This is a genomic window from Alteribacillus iranensis, from assembly GCF_900113025.1.
Lineage (GTDB): Bacteria > Bacillota > Bacilli > Bacillales > Marinococcaceae > Alteribacillus_A > Alteribacillus_A iranensis.
Map to the genome: position 1 here is coordinate 42,379 of NZ_FONT01000001.1, position 17,915 is coordinate 60,293.

Consider the following 17,915-nt stretch of genomic DNA (forward strand, 5'->3'; position numbering starts at 1 on the left):
TGAACCGTGTAATGTTAAAAGGAGTGCTTAAAATGGCCGGGAAAGTTTTTAATGACAATTTTTTAAGAGCAGCAAGAGGGGAGCAGGTAGAACATGTGCCAGTTTGGTATATGAGACAAGCTGGTCGTTCACAGCCCGAGTACCGAAAAATTAAAGAGACACATTCTTTATTTGAAATAACAAAGGATCCTGAGCTGTGTGCATATGTTACAAAGCTACCAGTAGACCAATATAACAACGATGCTGCTATATTATATAAAGACATTATGACTCCGCTTGCGGTAATAGGAATTGATGTAGAGATCAAAGCGGGAGTAGGACCGGTCATTAATAACCCAATTAAAGGGATAGCTGATGTGGAGAAACTGGGTGAAATTAACCCGGAAAACGATGTCTCATATGTTCTAGATACGATCAAGTTACTGAGGGAGCAATTAACTGTACCTTTGATCAGCTTCTCTGGAGCTCCTTTCACTTTAGCTAGCTATATGATTGAAGGCGGTCCTTCAAAAAATTATCATAAGACAAAAGCATTTATGCACGCCCAACCGGAAGCTTGGTTTACATTAATGGATAAGCTTGGGGCAATGACGATCCAATATGTGAAGTCACAAATAAAGGCAGGAGCCCAAGCTATACAAATTTTCGATTCCTGGGTAGGTGCATTGAATGCACATGACTACCGGATATTTGTGAAACCTATCATGGAGCGAATTTGTAATGAAATCCAAAAAGAAAATGTACCGCTCACTATGTTTGGAGTGGGGGCTGGTCACTTACTTGAAGAATGGAACGATCTCTCGCTGCAAGTTATCGGATTGGATTGGCGTACGACTATAAGAGAAGCAAGAAATCGTGGTGTAGATAAAGCTCTGCAAGGAAATCTTGATCCTTCCCTGCTGCTTGCCCCGTGGGAAGTAATTGAAGAGAACGTAAAGCCGATTTTAGACGAGGGAATGAAAGATAATGGGTATATCTTTAATTTAGGACATGGAGTGTTTCCAGACGTTAATCCGGAAACACTAAAACGGCTAACGGCTTTCGTACATGACTATACTAAGAAAAATATATAGGAGGTGAAGGGCATTGAAGCAAAAAAAAGGCTTATTGGTTATGGCTTATGGAACACCTCGGTCATTAGATGAGGTTGAACCATATTACACTCACATTCGCCGTGGGAGAAAACCTTCAGAAGAAGCCCTTCAAGATCTCATTTCAAGGTATGAAGCAATTGGAGGTATTTCCCCTCTTGCTAAAATAACCGAACAGCAAGGGGAAAATTTGAAAAACAGATTGAATGAACGTGTAAGTGACGTGGAATTTGACTGGTATCTTGGGTTGAAACACATTGACCCATTTATCGAGGATGCGGTTCAAAATATGAAAAATGACGGGGTGGAAGAGGCCTATAGTATTGTATTGGCTCCCCACTACTCTACCTTCAGTATTAAGTCATATAATGGCAGAGTTCAGGACGCCGTAAACAAAATCAATGGACCAGAAATTCATTCCGTTGAAAGCTGGTATGACGAGCCTAAATTTATCGACTACTGGGTTGGTCAATTAAAAAAAGTAATGAATGATATTCCTGAAGATGAAAAAGCCTGTGTTATTTTCTCGGCACATAGTTTGCCTGAAAAGATACTTCAGTATGGAGATCCCTATCCTGAACAATTGAAAGAAACAGCCCAATTGATCGCAGAAAAAGCAGGTATAAAAAATTATGAAATTGGGTGGCAAAGTGAAGGAAATACGCCTGATCCATGGCTTGGCCCAGATGTACAGGATTTAACAAAAGATTTAGCACGTGAAGAAGGCTATAATGCGTTTGTATATTGCCCTGTAGGGTTTACTGCAGACCACTTAGAAGTGCTGTATGACAACGATGTCGAGTGTAAAGAAGCCTGTGAAGAAGTGGGTGCCTCTTATTACCGCCCTGAGATGCCCAATGCAAAAACTGAATTTATCGACGCTCTTGCCGATGTTATTATAAAGAAAATGAATGAAAAGAGTTAGGATGTAAGCGAGGAATCAATATGAGAGTAGCTATTATAGGTGGAGGAATTACAGGACTTTCAGCCGCCTATTATTTACAAAAAGAAATACTTGCTAACCAGCTTGATGTAGAGTATCAGTTATTTGAAGGAAGTCCTCATTTAGGCGGCAAGATACAAACTCATTACTATAAAGATTTTGTTATTGAAAAAGGGCCAGACTCTTTCCTTGCACGGAAGACAAGTGCTTATAAATTAGTGAAGGAAGTTGGTTTAGAAGAGGAACTCGTAACAAATCGAACAGGACAAGCTTATGTCTTGAGTAAAGAAGAACTTCATCCTATACCCATGGGAGCCGTAATGGGAATTCCAACCAAATTAGGTCCTTTTTTGACAACGAATTTATTTTCACCGGCTGCTAAAGTGAGGGCGAGTGCTGATTTAATTCTTCCTAAAAGTAAAGCAGATGGGGACCAGTCCCTTGGACGCTTTTTCAGAAGAAGATTGGGAAGTGAAGTTGTTGATAACTTAATTGATCCGTTACTATCAGGAATATACGCAGGTGATATTGATCGATTAAGTCTTCAATCCACTTTCCCTCAATTTCAAGAGGTGGAAAAATCCCATCGAAGTTTAATTCTTGGGATGAAAGGAACAAGGCCTCCGACGGCACAGGGAAAGCAAACAGGAGGATTTTTAACACTGCGTCGTGGCTTGCAATCACTGGTGGATGCTATTGAAAATCATTTGGACGAAGATGCCGTTCAAAAGGATTGTACTTTGCAGAAAATAACTCGAAAAAGCGACCAATATGAACTCGAGTTTCAAGATGGATCCAAACGTTATTTTGATAAGATCATTATAACGACACCTCCTCACATCACTGCATCTCTACTTGGGGATGAGGAGATTCAAGACCACTTACGTTCCATTCCCTCCACATCTGTCGCGACTGTAGCTATGGCTTTTGACGAGAGCCAGCTCACTATGGATTTTGACGGAACCGGTTTTGTCGTTTCTAAAAAGGGTGACTATACGATCACCGCTTGTACGTGGACGCATCGAAAGTGGGAACACTCCACACCTGAGGGGAAAGCTCTCCTTCGCTGTTATGTGGGTAAGCCTGGCGGGGAGGAAATCGTCAATAAACCGGATGAGTATATTGTAGACGTCGTACTGAAAGACTTAAATAGAGTCATGTCTGTACACGGTCAGCCGGAGCATTTCAAAGTAACTCGCTGGCATCAAGCCATGCCTCAGTACGAAATTCACCACAAAAAGCACTTAGAAAGCTTACGTGAGAGATTAGAAAACGTCTTTCCGGGAGTGATATTATCTGGGGCAGCCTTTGAAGGTGTAGGTTTGCCTGATTGTATTACGCAAGGTGAAGAAGCGGCACATAAATCCTTGACAACAATAAAGAATTTGCAAACGTAAATGGAACGGAGCATGGTTCAACCACGCTCCGTTTTTTATTCGTTTATCCTTGCTGCTGTATTTGCTGTAACTGTTGTTGAGCTTGCTGCAGTTCTTGTTGGGCCTGTTGAAGTTGTTGTTGGTTTTGGGAAGCGCCTTGCTGCTGCATTTGCTGCAGTCCTTGCTGAGCCTGTTGGAGCTGTTGCTGAGCCTGCTGCAGCTTTTGAGGATCATTAGCCGCATTCTGCATATTTTGCTGAGCTTGTTGAATTGCTTGTTGTGCCTGCATAACCTGTTGGTTTTGATTAGGCATAAAAACCCCTCCATGGTAAGAAGAAATTAGTGTAACGGTATATATCTTTTCCGGAAAAGACAAGACTATTCATAACGTATTTTCTAATTTTCTAGAAGCCAGACCAAAATTAGTAAGAATTTCTTGCTTTGTGATACAATAAAGCTTACCTTTAAGCACAGATCTTGAAAGGAAAGAATGACTTGTTTTCATCCGAGCTATAAAATGAGGTGAATTTTTTTGTTTGTAGATAATGTAAAAGTCTATGTAAAAGCTGGAGACGGCGGTGACGGTATGGTGGCTTTTCGGCGAGAAAAGTACGTGCCGGACGGTGGTCCCGCAGGCGGGGACGGCGGCAAAGGAGCCAGCGTTATATTTGAAGTTGATGAAGGACTGCGAACGTTAATGGATTTTCGGTACCAACGCCATTTTAAAGGTCAAAGAGGAGAGAATGGAAAACCTAAAAACCAGCATGGACGAGGGGCTGAAGATTTTATTGTTAGAGTTCCTCCAGGCACCACGGTAACCGATGATGATACAGGAGAAGTGATTGCCGATCTTACTACACATGGCGAAAGGGCAGTTATAGCCAGCGGTGGAAGAGGTGGAAGAGGTAACACACGTTTTGCTACTCCCGCAAATCCTGCTCCAGAACTAAGTGAAAAAGGTGAGCCTGGAGTTGAAAGGTATATAAACCTAGAACTAAAAGTGCTAGCTGACGTTGGTCTTGTTGGTTTTCCAAGTGTTGGAAAGTCAACATTGTTATCTGTGGTGTCCGCTGCTCGTCCGAAAATTGCAGATTACCACTTTACGACATTATCTCCTAATCTCGGCATGGTTTCGACGGAGGATGGGCGGAGTTTTGTTATGGCAGATTTGCCTGGACTCATTGAAGGAGCTCACGAGGGAGTGGGGCTAGGACATCAATTTTTACGACATATTGAACGAACAAGAGTTATTCTTCATGTAATTGATATGTCTGGACTGGAAGGCCGAGATCCATGGGACGATTATGTAAAGATTAATGAGGAATTACGCCAATATAATTTAAGGTTATTAGAACGGCCTCAAGTAATTGTAGCTAATAAAATGGATATCCCTGGAGCTGAAGAGCGACTGCAAGCATTTCAAGAACAGTTGTCAGAAGAAGTTCCTGTTTTTCCAATTTCCGCTTACACTAAAAAAGGGCTTGAACCGATGCTTAGAGAAGTAGCCAATTTGGTTGAGACCACGCCAGAGTTTCCTCTTTACGAAGATGAAGAAGAGGAGCAAGGAGTGGTATATAAATACGAGAAACGTGAAGAGCCTTTTGTCATCAGTCGTGATGATGATGGAGCATATGTCTTGTCAGGGCCTGAGATAGAAAAAATGTTTAAAATGACTGATTTCAGTAGAGACGAATCAGTACGCAGATTTTCCAGGAAGATGAGGCACCTCGGAATAGATGAAGCTTTAAGGAAAAAAGGAGCTGTGGATGGGGACACAGTGAGACTTCTGGATTTTGAGTTTGAGTTTATTGAGTAACTAGTTGTGAAAATAAAAACACATCATTATAATGAAAAGAAATGACGGAGACAACAGAACTTCTTTTTCGAAGTTCGGCGGTGATAAAGATGAAGGAGAAAATTGATCAATTTTATTTAGTACGCCAGGATATGCTTACAGAGGCAATGCAAAAAACATTAGAAGTGAAGTCTATCTTAGAAAGCGGAAAAACAGAAAAGGTTGCAAAAGCTGTACAAATGGCGGGGCTTAGTCGAAGTGCTTATTATAAATATAAAGATGCCGTCTATCCCTTTCACACCGTTGTAAAAGAACAAATCATTACTTTATCTATTCAGTTGAAAGATAAGTCTGGAGCACTATCGGAATTATTAACAGCGGTAGCTTCTACCAACACAAATATTTTAACAATTAATCAGTCTATCCCGCTTGAGGGGCGAGCTAATGTGACATTGACATTAGATATATCCTCTTCGTTAGTAAAATTACAAGAGCTTATATATACTATACAAACAATGGAAACCGTCGAGCGAGCAGAAATGGTGGGATCGGGTTCCTTGTAGATATATAGCAGACCATGAAAGCTCAGCGCATATTTACAGGATTTTTCGTTTTCATATATTAAAGGAGTGGAGAGAATGTCAATTAGAGTAGGGTTCCTAGGACCAGAGGGGAGCTTCACGGAGGCTGCAGCGAAATCAGTGTTACCAACCAGCAATCACATCCCTTTTCCCACTATTCCGGGCTGTATGGAAGCAGTCGTTGATGAGAAAGTAGATGTTGCTATTGTGCCTGTAGAAAATGCCATTGAAGGGTCGGTTAATTTAACCTTAGACTATCTCATTCATAAACATACTATTCCTATTGTTGGGGAAGTTACTATACCGATCAAACAGCATTTACTGGTCCATCCTGACAGGGTTTCCTCATGGAGACAAATTCATGATGTTTATTCTCACCCTCAGGCTATCGCTCAGTGTCATGAATTTATTATGAATGAGCTCCCAGACGCTACCATTCACTACACAGACTCAACGAGCTCAGCAGCGAAAGATTTAAAGGAAAATCCAGAAAAAAATGCAGCTGCCATTGCTAATTCACTCGCTGCAGAGAAGTATGGATTAACCAAAGTAAAAGAGGACATACATGATTATGACAACAATCATACTCGTTTTGTCCTGTTATCACATTCAAAAACGATGCCCTTTCAAGATGAAAAACAAAAAACGACACTTATGGTTACTCTCCCATCCGATTACTCGGGAGCGTTGCATCAGGTGTTGTCTGCCTTTGCCTGGAGAAAGTTAAATTTATCTAAAATAGAATCAAGACCGATGAAAACAGGAATCGGTAATTACTTTTTCATTATTGATGTGGAACAAGAAATGGATGATGTTTTAATCCCGGGGGTCCAGGCTGAATTAGAAGCATTAGGATGCGGCGTCCGAGTGTTGGGAAGCTATCCCTGTTTTCTCCCTGAGAATACACCATTAAAAAATCCTGTCCCTTCTAAATAGGGGCAGGATTTTTACGTTAACAACATGCCTTTCTTTTCCAATTCCGACTCTATCTCTCGAAGAGCACGTTCTGAGTCTACTTCCACTGTATGAATATGGGTGCCATCTGTCAATTCTGACAACAGGGGAGCATTGGTGTCTCGCAAGTTCTTTACGAATTGTTGAACGTCTCGTCTCGTTTCAATCATTAAAGAGGCGGTCAAATCTCCGTATATAGGGTGTTCAATAGAAACATCAATGACTTTAGCACCATGATCCACAAAAATATTTAACTCCATTTCTGTGATCTCAATATCAGAGGGATGAAAACAAGGGATTTGTCTTCTTAGCTTTTTTTCCTGGCGATCTTTCAACAACATGTAGCCGCGTGATGTAGCTAAAATGGGATAACTTTTTGCCTTTAACAGAGAAATGTCCTGTACGATTACCTGTCTGCTCACTTTCGTACGTGCTGCCAAGTCACTGCCAGTGATTGGTTCATCTTCTTCCACAAGCCATTTCATTATTAATTCTCTACGTTCTTCTCCCAGTATTTTTTTATTATTTTTATCCAATTTAGATCCTCCATTAATAACCCTTATTATTTTAATATACATGATTCACGAAGGAATGAACAGTTGAACGTAATAGCAAGGAATATATAGATTCCTCTTCGCATATGCTTGCGGTAGACGATGGGGAACGGAAGATGAATTACGAGAGGAAACATTCTCTTTCCCGATTTCGATCATTCTACAGAGGAGGATCAGTATGCAAATTCATATCGTACAAAAAGGAGACACTTTATGGAATCTTTCTCAGCAATACGGCGTAAATTTCGAGGAACTCAAAAAAGCAAATACGCACCTAGCAGATCCAGATAAAATCATGCCTGGTATGAAAATAAAAATACCTGCTAAAGGTGTACCCGTGAAAAAGGAAAGCCAAAAGGAAGCTCCTCAGTCTGTTCAGCCAAAGGAGAAGGAAGTGAAGGAGGAGCCGGCTCCTTCAAAGCCACAAATCCCTCCAATGTATCAGCCCATGCCGCAGCAGCCGAAACCGCCTGTTATGAAACCCCAACAACAAGAACAACATATTAACATCAACACAAATATTTATAAGCCACAACCGCCTAAAAAGCCTCAGTCAGAGCCTCAGTCACCTAAAGAACCGAAGGCAGATGAAATAAAAGCTAAAAAACCAAGTACTACCTTTCCAAAAATGGAGGACGCCAATGATGAAAAAGTGAAGGCTCCGAAGGACAATATCCCTCAACCGCCAGCACCGCCGATTATGCCGGAATATCAGCACCCGCCTGTTATGCCTTATATGATGCCTGCTCCGGGGCCGTGCCATGTTGTTCCAGTATCTCCAATGATGCCAGGCTGCTCTTGCGGTTGCCCGACACATCCTCATCACATGGCACCGTATTCCATGCCGGGCAATATGATGTATCCTCCTGTACAACATCAAGAGATGAATATGCCGTCCATGCCTCATCATTATATGGATAACCAATATGGAAAAGCTATGCCTAAATCAGTACATCCTAGCAATCACCTGCCAAATTCCTTAAGTGCTGGTAAGGAGACTTACAATAGTCCAGAGACTTACAGTAATCCATATCATGACCAATTTAATAACAAAAATAAATATGGAAACTTTTATGAAAATCATTATGATGGAAATAAACATGATAACCCTTCTTATCACGATGGCGGAGTATATTCACCTTGGATGAGTGGGTACAAAAGAGAAAATGAGGAAAAATAACACCACACTTACCTTCAAATAACAGCTTAAAAAAAGCCTCCTTGAGTCAACATAATGACGAAAGGAGGTTTTCAAATGAAAAAATTTGCTATGAGCTTAACAGCATTTACTGTTATCGCGGGTGGATTAGCTGGATGTGGTGCTGGCGATGAAGGTAACGAAATGGGTGCTGCTCCGACACGCTATAATGATACCCAGGATGCCAACAATATGGGCACAAGGAATACAACAAACTACAATCGTAATTACCGTGGCGAAGGTCCTTTGACAGATATGATGTCTGTTGATGACCGAAATAACAATCGTAATGGCAGCCAGCAGATGCAAATTGGTAATGGAAGCGGTACAACAGATATGAGAGAAGGGACTCATGCAAGAAACACAGGCTTGGCGGGAAATACAGGAATGACACGAAACACAAATATGAACAACAATGCAGGACAAAATAATGCTGGCGATGGTGACTTGAACATGTCACGAAGAATCGCAAATGAAGTGGAAAGTATTGATGGTATTGATGATGCCAGCGTAATAGTAAGAGGTCAAGATGTGATCGTAGGTATTGACACGTATGAGGGTGAAGGGAACAACGGAAACAAAAATGGGAATCACAGTAATGGAGAAAATAACAACAAATCAAGTGATTTGGTGAGTAAGGTTGAAAACAAAGTAAAACAAACATTTGATAACGAAGATGCCCAAGTGTATGTCACAGATGACGAAGAGCAATTTGGCAATATTGAAGACGTCGGAAAGGACTTACAAAATGGGCTTGGAATGAATGAAGTGGGAGAAACGATTGACTCCATGATTAGTGACTTGGGAAGCGCAGCAAGCCAACCATTTAGAGACAGTTAATGAACCAGAGCGTTCTGCAGAGGATACATATCCTCTGTAGAATGCTTTTATATATGAATATCAAGGTTATCCGCACACTTTTCGAAAGTCTTTTTATTGTGCTATATTTTAAAAAGAAGAGGAGGCGGAAACCATGGCAGGACATTCTAAATGGAATAACATAAAACGCAGAAAAGAGAGCCAAGACGCTAAGAAAGCGAAAATATTTACCAAATTATCGAAGGAGATTTATGCCGCTGTCCGAAGCGGAGGAGAAGATCCTACTACCAATTTGCGACTTCGTATGGCTCTAACTAAAGCAAGAGCAGAGAATATACCTAGTGATAATATTGAGAGAACCATAAAAAAAGCAGCAGGCAACTCAGAGAATATACAATATGAAGAAATAACATATGAAGGATATGGACCAGGTGGAGTGGCTGTAATGGTAAAAGCCCTGACAGATAATAGAAATAGAACGGCTGCGGAAATTCGACATGCCTTCAGCAGGAATGGTGGCAATCTTGGTGAAAATGGCTGTGTGTCGTTCCTATTTGATAGGAAGGGACAGTTAATTATTGAACGGAATGAAGAGATGGACGAGGACGAAGTCATGCTTGATGCAGCGGAAGCAGGAGCAGAGGAAATTGAAAGTGAGGAAGACATCTATCTCATCGAGACGGAGACGGAGGATTTTGAAGATGTAAAAAATAATCTTGAACAAAAAGGCTATCTTTTCACGAAAGCTGAAGTTACAATGATCCCGCAAACGACAACAAACTTGTCTAATGAGGATGCCGAGACATTGATTCAGTTAATTGAAAAGCTTGAAGACAATGATGATGTGCAATACGTTTACCACAATTTCGAAATGACAGAAGAACAATTACACCAATTTGTGAACTAACCCTTGGAATAAAAACCTTTTTTTATGGAGAAGACTCCTAAAAAAGGTTTTTATTTCTTTTGTAAGGAGTAGATGACATGGCTGTGATGATACGATGGTGTACTCTTCTATTTGTCTGTAGCAGTGTTTTAACATTTTCCACCCATCAAGCGCCGACGACGAATGATGGTAATCCCGCAGAATATGAACTTATCCTACAACAGGAGGATAAAGATGGTAACATAAAAACGGAACGAAAGAAAATAACGGTTTGGGCGGTAGAAGACTTTTGGAGTGAATATAGGGATTGGGAAATTATCGATCAAAATCAATCACGGATCATACTGAGAAAATCACACAAGCGGTCATGATACAGTTTCAACTTTAGGTTACATTTGCTATCATAGAAGAAAGCATGTTCGTGTGTGTTGGAGGGACCGATAGAAAGGGAGAGGGAAGTTGATTGAATTTCTCAGAGGATCAATAGTGCATACTGAAAAAGAGACAGTCACCTTGGAAGCTGGACATATCGGTTATTTAATTTATTGTCCGAATCCATTTGTATTTGACCAGGAAGCTGACGAAGTAACCATTTATACATATTATTATGTAAGAGAAGATGCGATTCGTTTATATGGATTTTCAACCCGGAAAGAGAGAATGTTGTTTGAGCAGCTGCTTCAAGTATCAGGGATTGGGCCGAAAGGGGCTCTGGCAATTTTAGCCTCTGGCGCTCCTCATCAAGTTATGCAGGCCATTGAAGAAGAGAATGAGAAGTTTTTAATGAAGTTTCCAGGGGTAGGTAAGAAGACTGCCCGCCAAATGATCTTGGATTTAAAAGGAAGCTTAAAAGAATTGTTAGGCGATGAATTCATAAGAAACCCGGAAACAGAAGGACAACCTGCAATTGTGGGAGAAGACGGTCCGCTTGAAGAAGCATTGGAAGCACTGAGAGCCTTAGGGTACGGAGAAAACGAAATTAAAAAAGTGAAACCACACATTGAAAAGCTGGATATGAATGCGGACGAATATGTAAAAAAAGCATTACAGCTCATGTTGTCATAAAGCGATATGTAAGTGAGAAAAGCGGGTGGTGTATGTTATGGAGGAGCGTATCGTTTCTCAAGAAGCGCATGATACAGAACAAAGTATAGAAACGGGAATTAGGCCTGTTGATTTTTCTCAGTACATTGGACAGGAGAAAGTAAAAGATAATTTAGAGGTATTTATCAAGGCAGCCAAATTAAGAGAAGAGTGTTTAGACCATGTATTATTACACGGCCCTCCAGGATTAGGGAAAACTACCTTAGCTATGATTATTGCCAATGAAATGGGTGTTAACCTCCGAACAACCTCGGGCCCAGCCATAGAGCGACCCGGTGATCTAGCAGCTATTTTAACGGGATTAGAACCGGGAGATGTGTTGTTTATCGACGAAATCCACCGATTGCCCCGATCCGTAGAGGAAGTATTGTACCCGGCTATGGAGGATTTTTGTATCGATATCGTGATAGGTAAGGAAACAACAGCTCGTTCTGTACGACTTGACCTGCCGCCTTTCACTTTAATCGGAGCTACTACCAGGGCCGGGATGCTATCTTCTCCTCTAAGAGATCGTTTTGGTGTTCACTCTCGATTGGAGTATTATACAGAGGCTGAACTAGCAGAGATAGTGACACGAAGCGGCGATTTATTACATGTAATGCTTGAAAAAGAGGCTGCACATGAACTGGCTAAGCGGTCGCGAGGGACACCACGGATCGCTAACAGGCTGTTAAGAAGAGTTCGTGATTTTGCCCAAGTGGAAGGTACGGATATCATTTCGCTTTCGCTTGCGCAAGTTGCATTGGACAGACTCCAAGTGGATAAGCGTGGTTTAGATGAGATTGATCACAAACTCTTAAAGACAATTATCCATAAGTTTAAGGGTGGGCCAGTAGGTGTAGAAACAGTGGCTGCCTCTATAGGGGAAGAGTCCAATACAATAGAGGACGTGTATGAGCCTTATCTTATGCAAATCGGGTTTTTGGCGAGAACTCCGCGAGGACGAGTAGTGACACCTCAAGTCTATGATTACTTACAATTGGAGGTTCCTTATAATGACTGATATTCCAAAATTATTAATTGGAATAGGGATTGCTCTCATCATATTTGGGCTAATATGGCAAGTGGGTGGGAAATTTTTGTCCCTAGGTCGTTTACCCGGTGATATCATCATAAAAAAAGAAAACACTACATTCTATTTTCCGATTGTTACTTCCATTGTAATTAGTGTAGTCCTATCCTTAATATTTTATATTATTGGTCGTTTTCGTTGATTTCTTGCTGAGGTTATAGGTATACATGTACACTAGTAAGGAATCAATAGAAAAGAGGTAGACAGCTATGAATGTTGATGAATTTGATTTTTACTTACCGGATGAGTTAATCGCACAAACCCCATTAAAAAAAAGAGATGCCTCCCGATTAATGGTGTTAGACCCAGAGGTGAAAGAACGTAAGCACGATACGTTTCCGGGACTGCTCCATTATTTAGAAGAAGGCGATTGTCTCGTCTTGAATAATACAAAGGTGCTGCCGGCACGACTGTATGGAATAAAAGAAGAAACGGGTGCCCAAGTGGAAGTTTTACTTTTGAACGAGGAAGGAAATGATGAATGGGAAACATTAGTAAAACCTGCTAAAAGGGTAAAACCTGGTAATGTCCTTACTTTCGGAAACGGGAAATTAAAAGCAGAATGCATAAGTACTCTCGAACATGGGGGAAGGATGTTAAAGTTTTTTTACGAAGGAGTTTTTCTGGAAATTCTTGAAGATCTGGGTGAAATGCCTCTACCTCCTTATATTAAAGAGAAATTGCAGGAGAAAGACCGCTATCAGACCGTTTATGCTAAGCACGATGGCTCTGCGGCTGCCCCAACAGCAGGATTACATTTTACGGAAGATCTTCTTCAAGAAATAAAGCAACGAGGAGTAAATGTTGCGTACATAACTCTTCATGTCGGTCTAGGCACATTTCGCCCGGTTTCTGTTGACACAGTAGAAGACCATAACATGCATGAAGAGTTTTACGAAATGGATCAAGTGACAGCAGACATGCTAAATGACACTCGAACAAAAGGGAAAAAGATTGTCGCGGTTGGCACCACATCAGCTAGAACACTGGAATCCGTTGCAAGAAAGCGGAAAGGAAAGTTTGATAAAGAATCAGGATGGACGGATATTTTTATTTATCCAGGATATGAATTTTTTGGAATTGATGGTATGCTGACCAATTTTCATTTGCCTAAATCCACTTTAGTTATGCTGGTGAGCGCTATAGCCGGACAAGACTTTTTGTTATCTTCCTATGAGGAAGCAGTAAAAGAACGATATAGATTTTTTAGCTTTGGGGATGCAATGCTAATTATGAAAGGAAGTCATCATCGATGGCAGCAATAGAGTATGAGTTGATTAAAACGTGTCAACAATCGGGGGCAAGACTTGGTAAAATTCATACACCGCACGGTTCCATTGAAACACCTATTTTTATGCCCGTAGGAACGTTAGCCACGGTGAAAACGATTAGCCCGGACGAGTTAAATGATATGGCGGCACAAATCATATTAAGTAACACGTATCACTTATGGCTTCGTCCAGGAGAAGATATTATTCATGAAGCAGGTGGATTGCATACGTTCATGAATTGGGATAAGCCCATATTAACCGATTCAGGCGGGTTCCAGGTATTCAGTCTTAGCAAGTTGAGGGATATACAAGAAGAGGGGGTACATTTTCGGAATCATATAAGCGGCGAAAAGTTATTTCTTTCTCCAGAAAAGGCCATGGCTATCCAAAATGCGCTTGGGTCTGATATTATGATGGCGTTTGATGAGTGCCCTCCTTACCCTGCGGAAGAGTCTTACATGAAAGCCTCCGTGGAACGGACAAGTCGTTGGGCAGAGCGGTGTTTGGAAGCACATGGGAGACCTGACGAGCAAGGTTTGTTTGGCATTGTACAAGGCGGGGAGTATGAATCACTCCGCAAGCAGTCTGCTCAGGACTTAGTATCCCTTGATTTTCCAGGATATGCGGTCGGAGGTTTGTCAGTAGGTGAACCCAAAACGGTTATGAATGAAGTACTCGAATTTACGACACCGATGCTGCCTAGTAATAAACCTAGATATTTAATGGGTGTAGGCTCTGCAGATTCATTAATAGATGGAGCGATCCGTGGGATTGATATGTTTGATTGTGTATTACCGACACGGATTGGCCGCAACGGAACATGTATGACCAGCAGTGGAAGACTGGTTGTTCGAAACGCAAAGTATGCTCGTGACTTCAGGCCAATTGATGAAGAATGTGATTGCTACACTTGTAAGAATTATTCTCGTGCGTATATTCGTCATTTAGTCAAATGCAATGAAACGTTTGGTTTTAGACTTACTTCTTACCATAACTTGTATTTCCTGTTAAAATTAATGGAGAATGTCCGTGAGGCTATTCAAAATGACCGGCTGCTTGATTATAGAGAAGAATTTTTTGAGCAATATGGATTTAATAAGGAGAATGCAAAAAATTTCTAACTTAGATTTGATTATGTTACTCTATTCGATAAGCGGCTAGTTTCAAACTGAACGTTAAAATTTAGGAAGGAGGGAATTTAATGGAAGCGATTATCATGCTGGTCCTCATGTTTGCGATTTTTTACTTTTTGTTGATTCGACCTCAACAAAAACGTCAAAAACAAATTCGTGAGATGCATTCCAATTTGCAAAAGGGAGACCGTATCATCACCATTGGTGGTCTTCATGGAAAGATCGAAGCTTTAGATGAAGACAAAGTTGTCCTCGATACAGGCAGCGATAAGCTTACGTTTGATCGTAATTCAATTCGCGAAGTGGTTAACGAAGACTAGTACTTACATAAGAAGACTGCTTCCTAGATGGAGCAGTCTTTTTCTGAGGATATACTAGCCTCTGTTTACTCCTATCGCCGCGCCGAGCGCAGACACAATAAGAAACCCGACGAAAAAAATACCTTGTATTGCACTCATTGTATGATCGTATCCCAAGTACTGACAGAGTAAAATAATGATAATAACACCGATCGCTGTCAAACTACCTGTGAATAGTCCTTTATCTTGTGAGCGATTTCCCGCTGAAAAACCCCCGATACCGAAGCCTAGGAATGCCAAAACAATTAATAACCATTGAAGAGATGCTTCTGTTACTGAGCTAAACCGTAGAATTAAAGAAAATGCAACACTAAAAATAATCAAAAGTCCGACGGTAACAATGATACCGCTTCCTACGCTGTACATCCGACCACCAGTCTGCATTCCTCTTATTCCCTCCCATTCCATTATTTCTATAACTATATGATTGCAACCAATAATTAGAATACATGTTGTCCAAAAATAAAATAGAAACTATACATACTACGAACGAACTCCGGAGAAAGTAATAGCGATGTCCTTTAAAAGCAGGTGTTCAATGTGGATTTATTAACGATTTCCCTACGCACCGTTATTGTATATTTCTTTCTGCTCCTCACCTTACGTTTAATGGGAAAACGAGAAATCGGTGATATATCTGTTTTAGATTTTGTGGTTTCGATAATGTTCGCTGAGCTCGCAGTTATTTCTATTGAGGATCCGGATAACCCAATGGTAGTTACATTTATACCAATTTTACTGCTGCTTATCATCCAAGTTTCTTTAGCTTTTTTATCTTTAAAAAGCAGAAGAATACGATTTCTATTAGATGGAAAACCTACCATATTAGTAAGAGATGGAAAAATTGATGAAAAAGAAATGAAAAAACAACGCTATAATTTTGACGATCTGCTCATGCAAATTAGGCAGAATAGCATAAAAGATGTGTCAGATGTTGAATTCGCTATATTAGAGCCTTCTGGTGATCTCTCTGTTTTTGAAAAGCAACAAGAAGAGGAAGAAGGAGAGAGTCTTTCTTACCCCCTTCCCTTAATTATTGACGGTGAATTAATTGTAGAGCATCTCCAAGATGCTAAGAAAGACGAACTATGGTTAAGAAGAGAACTTAGAAAAGCTGGAATTGTGAGCATCAAACAAGTATCATACTGCGCTTTGCAAGAAGACGGTGTCTTGTATGTGGATATAAAAGATGAATAACAATTATTTTATTGTAGGAACGAGCTTTTTGAGCTGGTTCCATTTTATTACCCCTGATATGCTTAGAAATATTAAATAAAAAATAACAGAAAATATAGCTGCTACTACGACTTGTATCAATAAATGGGAAGACTGCAAGTAATGCTGTAATAGGAGAAACGATGAAACTACCGCAAGTATGGCTCCTAAGACGGTAAAAATACAAAACCGAACATTTAAAGAGAATCCGGATGCTTTGGATACTACACGTAAATGAAGAAGTGTCACTAATACCATGTTGACAGCAATAGCAAGTGCAGCGCCTTTTATGCCTAGTGCTGGTTGTGATGTTAATAAAAAAAGTGCGGAAAGTTTAATGATGGCCCCGTAGAGAGTGTTGAACATGGCGGCTCTTGCTAAATCTAAACCTTGCAGAACAGCTTGCAGCGGACCCTGCAAGTAAAGAAATATAGAAAACGGGGCTAATATTTTTAAATAGTAGGCCGTATGAGCAGCGTCATACATAACAGTCATCACGAGTTCCGCAAAAATATAGAGAAATACAGCAGAAAAACCTCCAGCAATAACAGCTGTATGCAATGTTTGTCTTAATCTTTTTCTGACAGATATATAGTCCTGCCTGGCTGCTGCTTCGCTCACGGCGGGAACTAAAGAGACAGAAAAAGAATACGTAATAAATGTTGGTAAGAATAAAATAGGAATGACAAAACCCGTCAATTCTCCGTATTGTGCAGTTGCTACAGCTGTAGCGACGCCTGCAATAGCTAAACTGTGAGATATAATGACAGGCTCAAAAAAAAGAGATAAAGAGCCAATCATACGGCTTCCAGTGGCAGGAAGTGCGATGGACATTAATTCGTCTAAGACCCCTTTTCCGTTTTTTAATACAGACCAAAATCGCGTTCTAACTTGTATCGGTTTGTTTTTGTTAAATATTTTCATCATAAAAAGCAGAGACGCAAATTCTCCGGCGACGCTTGCAAGCATGGCACCCGCTGCTGCGTATTCAAGCCCGTAAGGTAGAAGTAAAGTTGTACAGGCAGCGACCAAGGAGATGCGAACGACTTGTTCAACGACTTGAGATATGGCTGTCGGCTTCATGTTTTGGCGACCTTGAAAATACCCTCTAAGTACCGCTGACACCGCTACAATTGGTATGATAGGTGTAATAGCGATTAATGGATATAAAGCACGGCTGTCTGTTAAGAAGTATTTAGAGAATAGAGGAGCAAGGAAAAGTAACAAAATCGTGAAGGCCACACTCAATGTTCCAGTAATAGAGAGAGAGACAACAAGGACTTTTTTCATTTTTGTTTTGTCTTGTTGAATATCTGCCTCTGCAATGAGCTTAGATATCGCTACAGGGAGGCCTAATTGTGTTAATGTTATAATAAGCAAGAGGACTGGAAAGGCCATCATATATAGACCGACGCCTTCCGCTCCTAAAATGTTAGCCGTAATAATCCGATTAACAAATCCTAGAATTCGAGTTAATAAACCTGCCGCAATTAATATTATTGTTCCTTGTATAAAGGTTTGTTTACTCATAGCCAGTCCCGCCTTTTATATGATCGGATGATAA

The 17,915-nt window shown here is 40.7% G+C and carries 21 protein-coding genes; 17 read left to right on the plus strand and 4 right to left on the minus strand.

Annotation, left to right across the window (positions count from 1 at the left end):
* Positions 1–32 precede the first annotated feature (32 nt).
* The 3 genes from hemE to hemY are packed head-to-tail and all read left to right on the plus strand — an operon-like array spanning position 33 to position 3,431.
* Positions 33–1,073, plus strand: coding sequence for a uroporphyrinogen decarboxylase (gene hemE, locus BM095_RS00210; RefSeq protein WP_091655968.1), 1,041 nt, complete (start codon positions 33–35; stop codon positions 1,071–1,073).
* Between the two features lie 13 nt (positions 1,074–1,086).
* The gene (gene hemH / locus BM095_RS00215; RefSeq protein ID WP_091655970.1) at positions 1,087–2,016 is read left to right on the plus strand and encodes a ferrochelatase; all 930 of its coding nucleotides are present in this window, start codon (positions 1,087–1,089) and stop codon (positions 2,014–2,016) included.
* Between the two features lie 20 nt (positions 2,017–2,036).
* A complete protein-coding gene (gene hemY, locus BM095_RS00220) occupies positions 2,037–3,431 on the plus strand; it encodes a protoporphyrinogen oxidase (RefSeq protein ID WP_091655972.1) in 1,395 nt (464 codons plus the stop codon).
* A 43-nt stretch (positions 3,432–3,474) separates the two neighbouring features.
* Here hemY and BM095_RS00225 read toward each other — a convergent pair whose 3' ends face one another.
* Positions 3,475–3,723, minus strand: a complete 249-nt coding sequence (locus tag BM095_RS00225) for a hypothetical protein (RefSeq protein ID WP_091655974.1) — start codon at positions 3,721–3,723, stop codon at positions 3,475–3,477.
* A gap of 219 nt (positions 3,724–3,942) precedes the next feature.
* Here BM095_RS00225 and obgE point away from each other — a divergent pair, with 219 nt between their 5' ends.
* The 3 genes from obgE (at position 3,943) to pheA (ending at position 6,722) form a co-directional block, all read left to right on the plus strand.
* Positions 3,943–5,226 (plus strand): GTPase ObgE, encoded by a 1,284-nt coding sequence (gene obgE, locus BM095_RS00230; RefSeq protein WP_091655975.1) that lies wholly within the window; start codon positions 3,943–3,945, stop codon positions 5,224–5,226.
* Positions 5,227–5,315: 89 nt separating this feature from the next.
* Positions 5,316–5,768, plus strand: coding sequence for an ACT domain-containing protein (locus BM095_RS00235; RefSeq protein WP_091655977.1), 453 nt, complete (start codon positions 5,316–5,318; stop codon positions 5,766–5,768).
* Between the two features lie 81 nt (positions 5,769–5,849).
* Entirely contained in the window at positions 5,850–6,722 is an 873-nt protein-coding gene (gene pheA / locus BM095_RS00240; RefSeq protein ID WP_143083174.1) for a prephenate dehydratase, read from the plus strand.
* Between the two features lie 11 nt (positions 6,723–6,733).
* Here the strand turns inward: pheA and BM095_RS00245 are convergent, their stop codons facing one another.
* A complete protein-coding gene (locus BM095_RS00245; protein WP_091655979.1) occupies positions 6,734–7,318 on the minus strand; it encodes a transcription repressor NadR in 585 nt (194 codons plus the stop codon).
* Between the two features lie 154 nt (positions 7,319–7,472).
* Between BM095_RS00245 and safA the strand changes: the two genes are divergently transcribed.
* The 10 genes from safA (at position 7,473) to yajC (ending at position 15,097) form a co-directional block, all read left to right on the plus strand.
* On the plus strand, positions 7,473–8,474 hold the full coding sequence (safA, locus tag BM095_RS00250) for a SafA/ExsA family spore coat assembly protein (RefSeq protein WP_091655981.1): 1,002 nt from the start codon (positions 7,473–7,475) through the stop codon (positions 8,472–8,474).
* 75 nt (positions 8,475–8,549) lie between these two features.
* Positions 8,550–9,332, plus strand: a complete 783-nt coding sequence (locus tag BM095_RS00255) for a YhcN/YlaJ family sporulation lipoprotein (protein WP_177194631.1) — start codon at positions 8,550–8,552, stop codon at positions 9,330–9,332.
* 133 nt (positions 9,333–9,465) lie between these two features.
* Positions 9,466–10,218, plus strand: a complete 753-nt coding sequence (locus BM095_RS00260; RefSeq protein WP_091655983.1) for a YebC/PmpR family DNA-binding transcriptional regulator — start codon at positions 9,466–9,468, stop codon at positions 10,216–10,218.
* A gap of 77 nt (positions 10,219–10,295) precedes the next feature.
* Positions 10,296–10,568 (plus strand): BofC N-terminal domain-containing protein, encoded by a 273-nt coding sequence (locus tag BM095_RS00265; protein ID WP_091655985.1) that lies wholly within the window; start codon positions 10,296–10,298, stop codon positions 10,566–10,568.
* A gap of 88 nt (positions 10,569–10,656) precedes the next feature.
* Complete coding sequence (gene ruvA / locus BM095_RS00270; protein ID WP_091655988.1) at positions 10,657–11,262, plus strand: Holliday junction branch migration protein RuvA; 606 nt, start codon at positions 10,657–10,659, stop codon at positions 11,260–11,262.
* A 37-nt stretch (positions 11,263–11,299) separates the two neighbouring features.
* Entirely contained in the window at positions 11,300–12,304 is a 1,005-nt protein-coding gene (gene ruvB, locus BM095_RS00275; protein WP_091655990.1) for a Holliday junction branch migration DNA helicase RuvB, read from the plus strand.
* Positions 12,297–12,515 (plus strand): DUF2905 domain-containing protein, encoded by a 219-nt coding sequence (locus BM095_RS00280; protein WP_177194632.1) that lies wholly within the window; start codon positions 12,297–12,299, stop codon positions 12,513–12,515. The genes ruvB and BM095_RS00280 overlap by 8 nt, the downstream gene beginning before the upstream one ends.
* Before the next feature lie 67 nt (positions 12,516–12,582).
* A complete protein-coding gene (gene queA / locus BM095_RS00285) occupies positions 12,583–13,638 on the plus strand; it encodes a tRNA preQ1(34) S-adenosylmethionine ribosyltransferase-isomerase QueA (RefSeq protein WP_091655992.1) in 1,056 nt (351 codons plus the stop codon).
* Complete coding sequence (tgt, locus tag BM095_RS00290; RefSeq protein WP_091655994.1) at positions 13,626–14,765, plus strand: tRNA guanosine(34) transglycosylase Tgt; 1,140 nt, start codon at positions 13,626–13,628, stop codon at positions 14,763–14,765. Before queA ends, tgt begins: the two co-directional genes overlap by 13 nt.
* 80 nt (positions 14,766–14,845) lie before the next feature.
* Positions 14,846–15,097, plus strand: a complete 252-nt coding sequence (gene yajC / locus BM095_RS00295) for a preprotein translocase subunit YajC (RefSeq protein WP_091655996.1) — start codon at positions 14,846–14,848, stop codon at positions 15,095–15,097.
* Between the two features lie 54 nt (positions 15,098–15,151).
* Here yajC and BM095_RS00300 read toward each other — a convergent pair whose 3' ends face one another.
* Positions 15,152–15,520, minus strand: a complete 369-nt coding sequence (locus BM095_RS00300) for a TIGR04086 family membrane protein (protein ID WP_177194633.1) — start codon at positions 15,518–15,520, stop codon at positions 15,152–15,154.
* Positions 15,521–15,676: 156 nt separating this feature from the next.
* On the opposite strand from BM095_RS00300, the gene BM095_RS00305 reads away from it, so the two are divergent.
* Positions 15,677–16,333, plus strand: coding sequence for a DUF421 domain-containing protein (locus tag BM095_RS00305; RefSeq protein ID WP_245757764.1), 657 nt, complete (start codon positions 15,677–15,679; stop codon positions 16,331–16,333).
* A 3-nt stretch (positions 16,334–16,336) separates the two neighbouring features.
* Here BM095_RS00305 and spoVB read toward each other — a convergent pair whose 3' ends face one another.
* Positions 16,337–17,881, minus strand: a complete 1,545-nt coding sequence (gene spoVB / locus BM095_RS00310; protein WP_091656000.1) for a stage V sporulation protein B — start codon at positions 17,879–17,881, stop codon at positions 16,337–16,339.
* Positions 17,882–17,915: the final 34 nt, after the last annotated feature.

Coding starts and splice junctions, on each gene's coding strand:
- queA (WP_091655992.1), top strand. CDS start 12,583: ATGAATGTTGATGAATTTGATTTTTACTTACCGGATGAGTTAATCGCA.
- yajC (WP_091655996.1), top strand. CDS start 14,846: ATGGAAGCGATTATCATGCTGGTCCTCATGTTTGCGATTTTTTACTTT.
- BM095_RS00245 (WP_091655979.1), bottom strand. CDS start 7,318: ATGTATATTAAAATAATAAGGGTTATTAATGGAGGATCTAAATTGGAT.
- BM095_RS00300 (WP_177194633.1), bottom strand. CDS start 15,520: ATGCAGACTGGTGGTCGGATGTACAGCGTAGGAAGCGGTATCATTGTT.
- BM095_RS00255 (WP_177194631.1), top strand. CDS start 8,550: ATGAAAAAATTTGCTATGAGCTTAACAGCATTTACTGTTATCGCGGGT.
- safA (WP_091655981.1), top strand. CDS start 7,473: ATGCAAATTCATATCGTACAAAAAGGAGACACTTTATGGAATCTTTCT.
- spoVB (WP_091656000.1), bottom strand. CDS start 17,881: ATGAGTAAACAAACCTTTATACAAGGAACAATAATATTAATTGCGGCA.
- BM095_RS00265 (WP_091655985.1), top strand. CDS start 10,296: ATGGCTGTGATGATACGATGGTGTACTCTTCTATTTGTCTGTAGCAGT.
- hemY (WP_091655972.1), top strand. CDS start 2,037: ATGAGAGTAGCTATTATAGGTGGAGGAATTACAGGACTTTCAGCCGCC.
- BM095_RS00260 (WP_091655983.1), top strand. CDS start 9,466: ATGGCAGGACATTCTAAATGGAATAACATAAAACGCAGAAAAGAGAGC.
- tgt (WP_091655994.1), top strand. CDS start 13,626: ATGGCAGCAATAGAGTATGAGTTGATTAAAACGTGTCAACAATCGGGG.
- BM095_RS00280 (WP_177194632.1), top strand. CDS start 12,297: ATGACTGATATTCCAAAATTATTAATTGGAATAGGGATTGCTCTCATC.
- hemE (WP_091655968.1), top strand. CDS start 33: ATGGCCGGGAAAGTTTTTAATGACAATTTTTTAAGAGCAGCAAGAGGG.
- ruvB (WP_091655990.1), top strand. CDS start 11,300: ATGGAGGAGCGTATCGTTTCTCAAGAAGCGCATGATACAGAACAAAGT.
- BM095_RS00225 (WP_091655974.1), bottom strand. CDS start 3,723: ATGCCTAATCAAAACCAACAGGTTATGCAGGCACAACAAGCAATTCAA.
- BM095_RS00235 (WP_091655977.1), top strand. CDS start 5,316: ATGAAGGAGAAAATTGATCAATTTTATTTAGTACGCCAGGATATGCTT.